The 14,247-nt window shown below is 35.6% G+C and carries 12 protein-coding genes; all 12 read left to right on the top strand.

Translation table 11 applies throughout. The features are described from left to right. Positions 1 to 78 precede the first annotated feature (78 nt). Positions 79 to 975, top strand: a complete 897-nt coding sequence (locus PY093_RS01035; RefSeq protein WP_275643991.1) for a 2-dehydropantoate 2-reductase — start codon at positions 79 to 81, stop codon at positions 973 to 975. After that, a complete protein-coding gene (locus PY093_RS01030; RefSeq protein WP_275643990.1) occupies positions 976 to 1,368 on the top strand; it encodes a DUF3397 domain-containing protein in 393 nt (130 codons plus the stop codon). Positions 1,369 to 1,453: 85 nt separating this feature from the next. Next, positions 1,454 to 3,082, top strand: a complete 1,629-nt coding sequence (gene bshC, locus PY093_RS01025; protein WP_275643989.1) for a bacillithiol biosynthesis cysteine-adding enzyme BshC — start codon at positions 1,454 to 1,456, stop codon at positions 3,080 to 3,082. A 267-nt stretch (positions 3,083 to 3,349) separates the two neighbouring features. Beyond that, positions 3,350 to 3,781, top strand: coding sequence for a division/cell wall cluster transcriptional repressor MraZ (gene mraZ, locus PY093_RS01020; protein ID WP_275643988.1), 432 nt, complete (start codon positions 3,350 to 3,352; stop codon positions 3,779 to 3,781). 91 nt (positions 3,782 to 3,872) lie between these two features. Next, positions 3,873 to 4,805, top strand: coding sequence for a 16S rRNA (cytosine(1402)-N(4))-methyltransferase RsmH (gene rsmH, locus PY093_RS01015; RefSeq protein ID WP_275643987.1), 933 nt, complete (start codon positions 3,873 to 3,875; stop codon positions 4,803 to 4,805). Between the two features lie 36 nt (positions 4,806 to 4,841). Beyond that, positions 4,842 to 5,201 carry a cell division protein FtsL gene (ftsL, locus tag PY093_RS01010; RefSeq protein WP_275643986.1) on the top strand — a complete coding sequence of 120 codons (360 nt, stop codon included), beginning with the start codon at positions 4,842 to 4,844 and terminating at the stop codon, positions 5,199 to 5,201. Between the two features lie 4 nt (positions 5,202 to 5,205). Then, positions 5,206 to 7,443 (top strand): penicillin-binding protein, encoded by a 2,238-nt coding sequence (locus PY093_RS01005; protein WP_275643985.1) that lies wholly within the window; start codon positions 5,206 to 5,208, stop codon positions 7,441 to 7,443. Positions 7,444 to 7,569: 126 nt separating this feature from the next. Continuing rightward, on the top strand, positions 7,570 to 9,531 hold the full coding sequence (locus PY093_RS01000) for a stage V sporulation protein D (RefSeq protein WP_275643984.1): 1,962 nt from the start codon (positions 7,570 to 7,572) through the stop codon (positions 9,529 to 9,531). 356 nt (positions 9,532 to 9,887) lie between these two features. Further along, positions 9,888 to 11,354, top strand: coding sequence for a UDP-N-acetylmuramoyl-L-alanyl-D-glutamate--2,6-diaminopimelate ligase (locus tag PY093_RS00995; protein ID WP_275644184.1), 1,467 nt, complete (start codon positions 9,888 to 9,890; stop codon positions 11,352 to 11,354). Next, on the top strand, positions 11,351 to 11,845 hold the full coding sequence (locus tag PY093_RS00990; protein ID WP_275643983.1) for a hypothetical protein: 495 nt from the start codon (positions 11,351 to 11,353) through the stop codon (positions 11,843 to 11,845). Before PY093_RS00995 ends, PY093_RS00990 begins: the two co-directional genes overlap by 4 nt. Beyond that, a complete protein-coding gene (mraY, locus tag PY093_RS00985; protein WP_275643982.1) occupies positions 11,838 to 12,812 on the top strand; it encodes a phospho-N-acetylmuramoyl-pentapeptide-transferase in 975 nt (324 codons plus the stop codon). Before PY093_RS00990 ends, mraY begins: the two co-directional genes overlap by 8 nt. After that, entirely contained in the window at positions 12,813 to 14,165 is a 1,353-nt protein-coding gene (gene murD, locus PY093_RS00980) for a UDP-N-acetylmuramoyl-L-alanine--D-glutamate ligase (RefSeq protein WP_275643981.1), read from the top strand. It abuts the gene before it with no gap. The last annotated feature ends 82 nt before the right edge of the window (positions 14,166 to 14,247 follow it).

Below are 14,247 nucleotides of genomic sequence, written 5' to 3'. Positions count from 1 at the left end.
AACTACTAATTAAAGGTAACCTATCGATATGTTTTTTGGTAAAATATGAATAGTACAAAAGTTAGAGAGGTTTTACAAATGAAAATTGGTATTCTTGGTGGCGGTGCTATCGGACTCTTATTTGCTGCTTATTTAGCGGACAACCATGATATAACCATCTACACTAAAAGATCAGAACAAGCAAAGAAACTAAACGAAGCTGGCCTTTCATTAGTCAGTAATAATCATAAACGACATTTTAAAATAAAAGCCGAGCAACTTTGTAACCATCCTTTTGATAAGGATCTAGTAATTGTCGCGGTAAAACAATACCATCTTAAAGAGCTTTTAGATAAAGAGAAAGGATTAAAAAATGTACATTGTAATATAGTTTTTATCCAAAACGGTATGGGGCACCTTTCACTGCTTAAAGACCTAATTAACAAGAATGTCTACATCGGAATTGTCGAGCATGGTGCATTAAAGCTGACAGACAATAGTGTAGAACATACTGGAATTGGACAAACAAAAATTGCAGCTTTAAAGGGAAGTTTGGATAGAGGAATTGTGCATTCCTTGGAAACGCCACATTATTTTCCTTTTGTGCTTGTGGAAGACTGGTACAGTATGGTAGCTGAGAAGCTAATTATTAATAGTGCAATAAATCCACTTACAGCTATCTATAAAATCCCAAATGGAGAACTAATCAGAAACCCTCATTTCATGAAAAATATGAAAGAATTATACAATGAAATTAGTTCCGTCATAATGATTGGTGATAAGTGTGAATCGTGGAATCGTATTGTGGAGGTTTGTGAACGGACAGCTAAAAATAGGTCTTCGATGCTTAAGGATATTGAAGAAGGAAGAAAGACTGAAATAGATGCTATTCTAGGTTTTATAATCAATGAAGGGGCTAGTAAAAATATATCATTGAAGCTCACACCTTTTTTATATGATGCAATAAAGGGACTAGAAGGGCAGGGGAGAGATTAAATGGAGGGATTGATTGCAGGAATTACGGCTACTATAGTCACTATGCCAATTATTGGATTAATTATTATTTATATAATTTGTAAGAGTGTTATATCAAATAAAAAGAAATCGTTCTTATTAACAGTGGATTTATCTACTATTTTGTTCATTATTTCAGTTCATTTTCTGATTTTGGTTATTGTAGGAAATTCCTATCTTTGGCTACTCATCATTATTTTATTATTGACTGCTATGATCTTTGTATTTATTCATTGGAAGGTAAAACAAGAAATTGATACAACCAAAGTATTAAAAGGCTTCTGGCGCTTTACTTTTTTACTGTTTGTAGTTAGTTATTTTGTCTTAATGGTTGTCGGTTTAATTAGGCGTGTATACGAAACAACAATTCATTAAGCAAGTTTTTTTTCTTTCAAAGTAAAAAGTGCTATAATTTCGAATAGACTACACATACGTTTACTTAGAAAGGAAGTTTCTAAATATGGAGATTCAAAATATCTCTATCCCTTCAAATAATAAATTTGTAACGGATTATCTCACAAATGATATAGATATGGAACGTTTTTTTGATTATAACATACACTATCCATCAGTTTTTCAAACTAGAAAGGATGCCATTATCAAAAGGTCGTTTCCCAGGGATAGCCTTGTAGAACATCTGCAAACCTATAACCAAAGGTTTAATTGTAGTGAAAAAACGGTAGCGAATATAAATAAATTAAAAGACCAGAATAGTGTTGCGGTAATTGGAGGGCAACAAGCTGGTATACTAACCGGTCCTCTTTATACGATCCACAAGTTAGTATCTATTTTAAAGCTTGCTGAGCAACAAGAACGAGAGCTTAATTGCCCAGTCGTACCTATTTTTTGGGTCGCTGGTGAGGATCACGATTTTGCTGAGATTAACCATGTATACGTAGCGGAACGGGCTCTAATAAAAAAGAAAATGGTGCCCCATCAACAACAACTAAAGAAATCTGTTTCAAATATTGAAATGGATAAAGAAATATGTTTGACATATATACAGGGAATTTTTGAATCATATGGTGAAACAGAATTTACAAATGAACTATTACATAAACTAAATGAAATGGTTAATCATGCAACTACATATGTGGATTTATTTGTTTCAATCATTACTGAACTCTTTGGAGAGTATGGAGTAGTTATGGTTGATTCGGGATCAGAAGAACTTCGCAAGATTGAATCTGACTATTTTAAAACGATGATCGAAAGCAACAAAGAAATTCATGATTCTGTAATGATTCAACAACAAAAATTGCAGGACAATGGCTATCACAAAATAATCGAAATGCAGCCCAAATCAGCTAATTTGTTTTACCACCTAGATGGGGAACGAATTTTATTAGAATATTGTCCGGAAGAAAAAGTGTTTCGTGGAAAAAGTAATGAGTGTGAATTTACAGCAGATCAATTACTAGATATTGCGGAGCATCACCCTGAGAAGTTGAGTAATAATGTTGTTACACGTCCTTTAATGCAGGAGTTTTTATTTCCAACACTAGCTTTCATTTCAGGGCCTGGAGAGGTTGCCTACTGGGCGGAACTAAAAGAAGTATTCTCTCTATTCAACCTTCAAATGCCTCCGGTTGTGCCTAGGATAATGATAACATTAATCGAACGAAATATTGACAATGATCTAAAAGAACTTAACCTCCCTATTGAGACTGTTCTAACATCGGGTGTAACTGGGCAGAAGGAACAATGGATAAAGGCTCATACATCATTTAATGTAGATGAAATTGTAGATAATGTTCAAAGTGAAGTTGAGTTGTTACATAAACAAATAAGAGTAGCGGCATTAAAAATAGATGAAAGTATGGAAGGTTTATTACTTAAAAATGCTAGCATAATCCAATCTCAATTCAATTTTGTAAAGAATACGATAAACAAGCAAATTGAGAACAAACACCAGGTTGAGCTTAATAAATTTAGCAAAATAGAAATGTCATTATATCCAAACAGCTCTCCTCAAGAAAGGGTATGGAATATCTTTTATTATTTAAATAGGTATGGCCTTGATTTTGTGCATGACATGATGAAATTAACGTTTGTATTTGATTGGGAGCATAAAATTATTAAGGTATAAAGAAAACTTCCCTAGTGGGGGCTGTTATGCGCCTATAAGAATGTATTGTATTCTTTTCAGCAGTAGTTTTTCTTACTAAAAGGAAGCGGGTCAACGTAGAACCAGTTTTTTAAGGCACAAGACTCATAAAGTATAATTAAATATAGTTTTTTATAAAAAAACTCTGTTATTTGCAGGGTTTTTTTTATTAGGGAGAATAATTAAAATATTGGTGGTGAAAAGTGGGGGATTGTGGTAGTATTAACTCAGAAAGTGGGGACGCTGGGTATGTTCATGGGAGAATACCATCACAATATTGATAGTAAAGGTCGAATGATTGTCCCGGCAAAATTCAGGGATAGCCTTGGTGAGACGTTTGTCTTAACTAGGGGATTGGACCAGTGTTTATTTGGTTATCCACTCAGTGAATGGAAAATACTCGAGGATAAATTGAAAACCCTCCCACTTACAAAGAAAGATGCCCGTGCGTTTACAAGGTTTTTCTTTTCGGGTGCCACTGAATGTGAAATAGATAAACAAGGAAGAGTTAATATTGCATCACCATTACTGTCATACGCTGGGTTAGCGAAGGAATGTGTTGTAATTGGCGTCTCGAACAGGATAGAGATTTGGGAAAAAACGAAGTGGGAAGAGTATTTTTCACACTCTGAAGAATCTTTCTCCGAAATTGCAGAAAATATGATTGATTTTGATATATAATACAAATTTTTGTGGAAACTACTACAAGGGAATGTTCAAAAAGGGGTAAAGCTTTTTGTTCATCACTAGAAATTAGGTTAGAGGTGCTAACATGTTTCAACACACAACGGTTCTACTAAACGAAGCGGTTGATGGATTACAATTAAAAAAGGATGGAATCTATGTTGACTGCACACTTGGTGGTGCAGGGCATAGCATATATATAGCTTCAAAATTAACTGGAGCGGGTAAATTATATGCTTTTGATCAAGACAATACTGCGATAAGCAATGCTAAGGAAAAACTAGCTGAATATGGTGATAAAGTTGTTTTGATAAAAAGTAATTTTTTACATATCTCTGCACAATTAGCTAAAAGAGGAATTACTGAAGTTGATGGGATCTTATATGATTTAGGTGTATCATCGCCGCAGTTAGACACCCCAGAACGTGGATTCAGTTACCACCACGATGCTCCACTTGACATGAGAATGGACAGGGACTCGGAATTCTCAGCTTATGATGTAGTAAATTCATGGTCATATGAAAAACTAGTTAGGATCTTTTTTCAATATGGTGAAGAAAAATTTTCTAAACAAATTGCCCGTAAAATTGAGGCTGCACGTGAACAAAAACCGATAAATACAACAGCTGAGCTGGTAGAGTTAATCAAAGAAGGGATACCAGCGCCAGCTAGAAGAACTGGTGGACATCCTGCGAAACGTGTATTTCAAGCAATTAGGATAGCTGTAAATGATGAGCTAAAAGTGTTTGAGGATGCAGTTACACAATCAATTGAATTGTTAAGAACCGGGGGAAGAATAAGTGTGATAACGTTTCACTCATTAGAAGATCGCATTTGTAAGGTTGCCTTTAAAAAAGCAAGTGAAGGGCCGAAGTTACCACCGGGATTTCCTGTCATCCCCGATGAGTATAAACCGAAACTAAAACTTGTAACTAGAAAACCAATCTTACCTTCAGAAGATGAACTAGAGGTAAATAATAGGGCAAGATCTGCTAAATTAAGAATTGCAGAGAAATTATAGATATAATAGAACAAATGGGAGAAGGAGGATTTCAAGTTGAGTAATTTAGCGTATAAAATCAATCATAATCACAAATATCAAGAGGAGTTAACCGTTAAGAAAAAGGTATCTGTCAATAAAAAAGCAAGGTTTACCTTGGGTGAAAAATGTCTAGGATTTTTATTCGCGTGTGCAGTTTTGTTTGGGGCTACAGAAATTGTCTCAAATCAAATTGCTATATATAATACAAACATTGAAATCCAGCAAATAGAATCAGTAATTGAAGGTCAATCTAAACAAAATAATGATTTACTTGTTCAAGTAAAGGAACTAAGTACATATGAGAGAATATGGGGGAAAGCCCAAGAACTTGGTTTATTTTTAAATGAAGATAATGTAAAAGTAGTAGTGGATTAACGTTATGAAATGGCCTAAAAGTAAAAATATAAATAGAGGAGCTGCGTTAATAACGATTTTATTTGCGATGCTCTTTTTTTTATTAATTGGGAGATTTATATACATACAAACCACTGGTGTCGTTGATGGACAAGTACTAGCTGCTCTTGCAGAAAAGAAGTATACAAAGCAAAAAACAATTGAGGCCCAAAGAGGGACGATCTATGATCGAAGAGGACAAGCTATAGCTCAAGATACACCTGCATACACTGTTGTTGCAATTTTAGATGAAACTCTTACAACAAATGATAAAGACCCGCAGCACGTAGTGGATCCACAGGATACTGCTCGTAAATTAGCACCATTTTTAGAGATGAATGAAGCTGATTTAGTTAGCATACTTAGTAAAGACAGAAAACAAGTTGAATTTGGCTCAAAGGGTCGAGATATTAATCATAGTCTTAAATTAGAAATTGAGGCATTGGATTTACCGGGCATTGCATTTATCCGTGATTCGAAACGATATTATCCAAATGGTACGTTCGCATCTCACACTATCGGGTATGCCCAAAAGCTTGAAGAAGATGAAGATGGTAATAAAAATGTTACGGTTGGAATGTTAGGTCTTGAAAAAAGCCTAGATGAGTATCTTCAGGAAGAGGATGGCTACATGAAATTCCAATCAGACAAAAAAGGTTTTAAGCTTCCTGATGCGAAAGAGCAAATTATAGCCCCGGATAACGGGAATAATGTTTATTTAACAATAGATCAAAAAATTCAAACGTTTTTAGAAGACTCTATGAATAATGCTGCTAAAAAATATGAAGCTAATAAAATGATCGGTATTGTTGCAAATGCAAAAACAGGTGAGATTTTAGCGATGAGTACGCGGCCGAGTTTTAATCCAAATGTTCGTGATATAACCAATTATTTAAATGATGCAATTTCATATCGCTTTGAGCCAGGATCGACAATGAAAATTTTCACCCTCGCTGCGGCTATAGAAGAAGGTGTTTACAATGGCGATGAAGTTTATCAATCAGGTGAATACTATGTTGGTAGTGATAGAATTAGAGATCACAACAAACTTGGATGGGGCAAGATTACCTTCGATGAAGGGGTACAACGTTCCTCGAACGTTGCATTTGCTAAGCTTGCTGCTGAAAAACTAGGGACAGATAATTTACTTCAATACCTAAACCGTTTTGGGTTTAATCAACCGACAGGAATTAATCTTGAAGGCGAAGTAAATAGCCTAATAAATTTCCAATATGAGTTGGATAAAATAACAACTGCATTTGGTCAAGGGTCTGCGTTTACTCCAATTCAACAAATTCAGGCTGCAACAGCAATAACAAACAATGGGAAAATGATGAAACCTTATGTAGTAGATAAGATTGTCGATCCAGATACGGATAAGGTATTGAAGGATTACAAGCCTCAGGAGGTAGGTAGCCCTATTTCAGCTGAAACCTCTAAAAAGGTATTAGATCTATTAGAAACAGTTGTTACATCAGAAAATGGGACCGGTAAACTATATTATCTAGAAGGCTATGACGTAGCTGGCAAAACAGGAACAGCTCAAATTCCTGATCCAAAAGGTGGTTACTTAACCGGTCTTGGAAACAATATATTTTCATTCATAGGTATGGCACCAAAGAATGATCCCAAACTTATTGTTTATGTAGCTGTAGAGCAACCTAAGCTTGAAGACTATGAAAAGGGTTCTGAACCCGTCTCATTGATTTTTAATCCTGTCATGAAAAACAGCTTACAATACATGAATATTGAGCCTACAAACCAGGAGAAATCCGAAAAGACTAATGATATCCAGCGAGGTTTTCAATTACAATCATATAGTGGTAAATCTATAGATAGTGTTTTGAAACAACTCTCAAAACAGCAGATTGAGGTTATTACTCTAGGAACGGGGAATAAGGTAGTAACCCAAATTCCGTATGAAGGTGAAAGTGTGAACCCTGGAGAGAAGGTGATTTTGCTAACTGATGGTGATGTTCAAATGCCTGATGTAACTGGATGGTCTCTTAGGGATATAATGAAAATTGCTAATGTAACAAAACTAAAACCAAATATTGTTGGCAATGGTTATGTAGTAAAGCAGAACCTTGCTCCAGGTACAAAAATAAAAGAAAATGACTATCTTATAATTCAACTAGAACCGCCGTTTACGAAAAAGGTTGAGGAAGAAATTGCAGAAACTGACATAGATGGTGAAACAAAGGAAGAACCTCCTCTTAATTAAATAATAATTTGTTATGGAATTGGCGTTATATGCTGATTCCATTTTTTTGAACATATTTTTGTTCTATGCAAAAAAGTACAAGCATATATTTGAAAGAGCCTAGATTAAAGGAGGTTCTTATCTATTATGCGGGTCTCAAATGTAACTGTTAGGAAAAGGCTAGCAATTGTTTTACTCGTTGGGTTTTTAATCTTTTTGATTATCGATGTTCGATTAGGTTATGTTCAGTTCATTTTAGGAAATAAATTAACAGGACTTGCAGAAGACTCTTGGAGTCGTAACATACCTTTTGAACCTGAGCGAGGGGAGATACTAGATCGTAATGGTGTTGAGCTAGCGACAAATATGAGTGCGCCATCTGTTATGGTTGTTCCAAGACAAGTAGAAGACCCAGTTGAAACAGCAGAGAAGCTGGCAGCTGCCTTAAATATGTCTAAGGAAAAGGCGTATAAACATGTAACGAAAAAAGCATCAATTGAAAGAATTCACCCTGAAGGAAGAAAAATCACTCATGAAAAGGCAAAGGAGATTAGGGCTTTAGGTTTAAAGGGAGTATATATAGCGGAGGATTCAAAACGCAATTATCCATTTGGAAGTTATTTATCACATGTATTAGGATTTGCGGGCATTGATAACCAAGGATTGACAGGACTTGAATTGTACTATGATGAGCAGCTTAGTGGTAAACAAGGAAGTGTGCAGTTCTATTCAGATGCAAAAGGAAAACGGATGCCTAATATCGCAGATGATTATACACCACCAGAAGACGGCTTAAACTTAAAACTAACAATTGATACTCGTGTTCAGACAATCATTGAAAGAGAGTTAGATATAGCGGAAGCAACATATAATCCTGATGGTGTAATAGCTATTGCTATGAATCCTAATAATGGTGAAATCCTTGCTATGTCAAGTAGACCAGATTTTGATCCAGCCAATTTTAAAAATGTACCTTCAGAAATATATAATCGTAATTTACCAGTATGGAGTACATATGAGCCTGGTTCTACATTTAAAATAATCACTCTTGCCGCAGCGTTAGAAGAGGGAAAAGTCGATTTAGAAAAAGATACATTTACAGATCCTGGCTTTGTTAAAGTAGGTAATGCTAGGTTACGATGTTGGAAAAAAGGTGGACATGGTGACCAAACATTTTTAGAAGTTGTACAAAATTCATGTAATCCAGGTTTTGTGGAATTAGGAGATCGTTTGGGGAAAGAAGCACTATTTAAGTACATTAAGGATTTTGGATTTGGTCAAAAGACTGGAATAGACCTTCAAGGTGAGGGTAAAGGAATTTTGTTTGATTTGGATAGGGTAGGTCCAGTTGAACAAGCAACTACTGCTTTTGGTCAAGGTGTATCTGTCACACCAATCCAGCAGGTTGCAGCTGTTGCAGCTGCAGTTAATGGTGGAACTCTTTATACTCCATACATTGCCAAGGAATGGTTAGATCCTATATCTGGAGATGTAATTAGTAGAAATACCCCACAAGCAAAAAGAAGAGTTATCTCCGAGGAAACATCAAAAGAAGTCCGTTATGCATTAGAAAGTGTTGTTGCTCAGGGAACTGGAAAAGGAGCATTTGTTGAAGGTTATAGAGTCGGAGGTAAGACCGGAACAGCACAAAAGTCGAAGCCGGGTGGAGGGTATCTCCAAAATAACCATGTTGTTTCATTTATAGGATTTGCTCCGGCGGATGATCCTCAAATTGTTGTTTATATAGCCGTTGACAATCCAAAAGGAACAGTTCAGTTTGGAGGGGTAGTTGCTGCACCGATTGTAGGAAACATTATGGAAGATAGCCTAAGGGCTTTAGGAATTGAGCCTCGAAAAAACCAAATTGAAAAAAAATCTACATCTTGGTTAGATCCAAAACTGGTCCAAGTACCAAATGTAATTGGTTTAACTAAACAAGAAATTCAGCAACAATTATTAAATATTAAATTAGATATTAGCGGTGAAGGAAATGTTGTTGTGGAACAAGCGCCAGACCCGGGTGTTAAAGTAAAAGAGGGAACTTCAATACGAGTGTATATGGGTACAGAAGATGATAAAAAAGACGACGATTCTTCGAAAAAAGAGTAATAGCCATTAGGAACTTTCCTTTTGGCTTCTTTTTTCTATTGATAATCCTCTACCCCCAAACGATATTAAGTTAGTATCATGCTGTTAGAAAACCTATTTTCTAATCAATAGGATTTACATGTGTGAGTACTATCATATAAAATAGCTTAGTATAGAATTTTTGTGTGTTGGGCTAAAAAGACCCTAGACAGGTAAGATAGAAATATCGTAATATGTTAACTTAAGTATATTTTAGAATATCCGTTCTTAGGGGAAATGAATCTATAAAGGGAATGATTTGTATGACCGAATCAACCGACAGATAAGGAACTTTCATGCGGAGTTCTCGTGATATTTATTGAGAGGAAATGGTAATGATGGATTTACATACGTTATTATCTCATTTACATAACTATTCAATTGACGGACAGGCCAATCCTATAATCACGTCTGTTGAAATGGACTCACGTGCCGTTACAAAGGGTTGCTTGTTTATATGTATTAAGGGATATAATTTTGATGGACATGATTTTGCAAAGCAAGCAGAAGAAAAAGGAGCAGTTGCTATTGTTTCCCAGAGGGATCTTGATGTAACTGTACCTGTGATAAAAACAAATGACACAAGAAGAGCAATGGCAGTGCTGGCTGATGCATTTTATAACCAACCTACACAAAAGCTTCATCTTATAGGTGTTACCGGAACAAACGGAAAAACTTCGACCACACACATTATCGAAAAAATGTTTAGCGATAATGGTAAAAAAACCGGTATGATAGGCACAATGTATATAAAAATAGGTGAAAACACCTACGAAACCAAAAATACAACACCCGAATCTTTAACATTGCAAAAAACATTTTCTAAAATGGTAGAAGAAAAGGTAGATACAGCAGTAATGGAGGTTTCTTCACATGCACTCGATATAGGAAGGGTCCATGGTTGTGAATTTAATATGGCAGTATTTACCAATCTGACCCAAGATCATTTGGACTTTCATACATCGATGGACGATTATCGAAGAGCAAAGGGCCTGCTTTTTGCGGGCTTAGGAAACCACTTTGATCACAGCAAACCGAAATTTGCGATATTAAATAATGATGATAATGCGACTGAGGAATATATAAAAAGTACCTCGGCTACGGTCATTACGTATGGTATTGACAAAAAGAGTGATGTCATGGCTGAAGATATAAAAATGACATCATCGGGAACAGTGTTTACCTTAATTACACCACACGGGACAAAAAAAGTTAAGATGAAACTTATAGGGAAATTCAGTGTCTATAACGTATTAGCTGCTATATCTGCTTGTTTGTATTCAAACATTCCAATTGACAGAATTGTTAAATCGATTGAAATAATGGAAGGTGTCTCAGGTCGTTTTGAACTAGTGAACGAAGGACAGGGCTACACAGTAATAGTGGATTATGCACACACCCCTGACAGCTTAGAGAACGTACTTACAACAGTAAAGCAGTTTGCTAAAGGAAATGTTTTTGTAATTGTAGGGTGTGGGGGCGATAGAGATCGTACAAAGCGGCCATTGATGGCAAAAATAGCAACCAAGTATGCGGATACGGCTATTTTCACGTCAGATAATCCACGCTCTGAAGAACCAAAGGCAATCTTAGACGATATGGAAGCAGGAGTGCCTGGTGAAAAGTACGAGACGATCATCGATCGGGCAGCTGCAATTAAATATGCTATTGAAAAAGTAAATAAGGATGATGTTATTATCATTGCAGGTAAGGGTCATGAAACATATCAAATTATTGGTGAGAAGGTCTTTGATTTTGACGATCGTTTAGTTGCTTCACAAGCAATAAAGGAGCGGATGTATTGATGTTAGTATATAAACATGTGAAAAATCTTTTCCAATCATCAAAAGGAATTCAAGATGAGACGCTCCCTTTTCTTACGGTATTTGTTGATTCGAATGTATATGTATCTAAGGGTCTGTATATTCCTATAATAAATAAAGCAACTGATGAAAAAAAAGCTAAAGAGTTTCTTAGCGAGGCGATTACACATGGAGCTATTGCCGCTATTTGGCCACTAGAATTGCCTTTACCTCAACTTGTTCCTAATCACTTTCCAGTATTTTTTGTCCAAGAGACACTGGATGCACTAAATAGGTTAGTCACCTATTATGTAGAAAAGACGAATGAAACTAGCTTTGAAGTACAAACAAAATTTGTACTTCCTAGAACTGATAATCATAATGAAAAAAACTGCACATATGATAGTCCTGTAATAGCTATATTAAAAGAATTAGAAAATAAGCTAGCAAATTCGAGTCAAAATAAAGAGGAGGGAGGGAATAGTCATGCTTGAACAGGTAATCTTATTTACAATAATTATGGGATTTCTAATCTGTGTTTTACTATCTCCAATATTTATTCCCTTCTTACGTAGATTAAAATTTGGACAAAGCATTAGGGAAGAAGGTCCTAAATCACATCAAAAAAAATCTGGAACCCCTACTATGGGGGGAATAGTTATTTTACTCTCTATCGTGATCACAGCCCTTGTTATGACAGGGAAATTTGCAGAACCAACTGTAACAACATATTTATTATTATTTGTAACACTAGGATATGGTTTACTTGGCTTTCTAGATGATTTTATTAAAGTAGTTATGAAAAGAAATTTAGGTCTTACATCTAAACAAAAATTAGCTTGTCAAGTGATAATAGCAATTATTTTCTATATTATATTTAAGAAGTATAATTTTTCAACTGTGGTAGAAATTCCTGGTTTTGATATTTCATTCGATTTAGGATGGTTTTATGTAGTGTTTATTGTCATCTGGTTAGTTGGGTTTTCAAATGCAGTAAACTTAACGGATGGACTAGATGGCTTGGTTTCTGGTACAGCGGCAATTGCGTTTGGTGCTTTTGCTGTATTAGCGTGGAATCAATCACAATATGAGGTTGCTATATTTTCTGTAGCGATCGTAGGAGCGTTACTTGGTTTTCTTGTTTTTAACGCACACCCAGCGAAAGTGTTTATGGGTGACACCGGTTCACTTGCGCTCGGTGGTGCTATTGCAACAATAGCAATCTTACTAAAGCTTGAAATTTTGCTTATTGTAGTGGGTGGAGTCTTTGTAATTGAGACATTGTCAGTGATTTTGCAAGTCATTTCTTTTAAAACAACAGGAAAACGTATTTTTAAAATGAGTCCATTACATCATCATTACGAGTTAGTTGGCTGGTCAGAGTGGCGTGTTGTTGTTACCTTTTGGACTGTGGGCTTATTATTTGCAATACTAGCAATTTATATAGAGGTGTGGATTTAATTGAAAAATACTACTGAATATCAACAAAAGAAAATACTTGTTCTAGGGCTAGCTAAGAGTGGGGTAGCAGCTGCTAACTTGCTTCATAAATTAGGGGCAGAGGTCACAGTGAACGATCGGTTGCCAATTGAAGAAAATGAAGCGGGTAAGGCGTTGCAGGAAGTAGGTATAAAGGTTATTTGCGGAGGTCATCCAATTGAGATTTTGGATGATCATTTTGACGTTATTGTAAAAAATCCTGGGATTCCCTACAACAATCCTCTTGTCCTTAAAGCGCTGGACAAGGAAATACCAATCATTACCGAAATAGAGCTTGGCTATCATGTGTCAGAGGCTGACTTTATTGGAATTACAGGATCTAATGGGAAAACAACGACTACTACGTTATTGTTTGACATTCTTAAACAAGGGAAGAAGCAACCTTTAATTGCTGGTAATATTGGTACGGTTGCATGTGAAGTTGCTCAAACTGCATCAAGTGAAAATCTAATTGTTACGGAGTTATCTTCGTTTCAATTGATGGGTATTGAAGAGTTTAGGCCGAAAATAGCGATTCTTTTAAATATTTTTGATGCACACATTGATTATCATGGATCAAGAAAGAATTATGTCAATGCAAAAGGACAATTATTTAAAAACCAGACCGAAGAGGATTATTGTATTTTAAATGCTGATGACGAGGAAGTGCTTTCCTTAGGAGATAGTAATAAAGCAAAAAAGGTTTTATTTTCAACAAAACAAGTTCTGAAAGAGGGGACTTATATTAAAGATAATTGCATTTATTATAATCAAGACAACGTCCTCTCTTTAAAAGATATTGCTCTACCTGGAAAACACAATCTTGAAAACATTATGGCTGCACTTTCTGCAGCTAAAATATTAGGTGTCGATAATGAGACGATTCGGGATGTCTTACATGTATTTACTGGAGTAAAGCACCGTTTACAATATGTTGAAACAATTGCTGGACGTAAGTTTTATAATGATTCAAAGGCGACAAATATCTTAGCAACAAAAAAAGCGATTACTGCTTTTGCAAAGCCAGTTATTTTGTTAGCGGGTGGACTTGATAGAGGAAATGAATTTGATGAGCTTATTCCCGAACTAAAAAATGTCAAAACACTTATTACGTTTGGTCAAACAGCGAGTAAGCTTGAACGAGCAGCAAAACTAGCTGGAATAGAATCGATACAACATGTCGATAATGTGGAACATGCGGTAAATATTGCTTATGAGCTATCAATAGCTGGTGATGTCGTTTTGTTATCTCCTGCTTGCGCTAGTTGGGATCAATATAAAACTTTTGAAGAAAGAGGAGACATGTTTATTGATGCCGTGCATAAGCTTAAGTGAGGGCTCGTCTAAGAATTAAAAATAGCATTTGAAATAGGCTGTAATAGGCCTAAAAGACCTTTAAATAGGCTCTATAACTGCT

It is taken from the genome of Cytobacillus sp. S13-E01 (assembly GCF_029193815.1).
Taxonomy (GTDB): Bacteria; Bacillota; Bacilli; order Bacillales; family Bacillaceae_L; genus Bacillus_BV.
This window is presented reverse-complemented; position numbering and strand designations above follow the sequence as displayed.

Coding starts and splice junctions, on each gene's coding strand:
- mraY (WP_275643982.1), top strand. CDS start 11,838: ATGCTTGAACAGGTAATCTTATTTACAATAATTATGGGATTTCTAATC.
- PY093_RS01000 (WP_275643984.1), top strand. CDS start 7,570: ATGCGGGTCTCAAATGTAACTGTTAGGAAAAGGCTAGCAATTGTTTTA.
- rsmH (WP_275643987.1), top strand. CDS start 3,873: ATGTTTCAACACACAACGGTTCTACTAAACGAAGCGGTTGATGGATTA.
- PY093_RS00995 (WP_275644184.1), top strand. CDS start 9,888: ATGGATTTACATACGTTATTATCTCATTTACATAACTATTCAATTGAC.
- PY093_RS01030 (WP_275643990.1), top strand. CDS start 976: ATGGAGGGATTGATTGCAGGAATTACGGCTACTATAGTCACTATGCCA.
- mraZ (WP_275643988.1), top strand. CDS start 3,350: ATGTTCATGGGAGAATACCATCACAATATTGATAGTAAAGGTCGAATG.
- bshC (WP_275643989.1), top strand. CDS start 1,454: ATGGAGATTCAAAATATCTCTATCCCTTCAAATAATAAATTTGTAACG.
- PY093_RS01005 (WP_275643985.1), top strand. CDS start 5,206: ATGAAATGGCCTAAAAGTAAAAATATAAATAGAGGAGCTGCGTTAATA.
- PY093_RS01035 (WP_275643991.1), top strand. CDS start 79: ATGAAAATTGGTATTCTTGGTGGCGGTGCTATCGGACTCTTATTTGCT.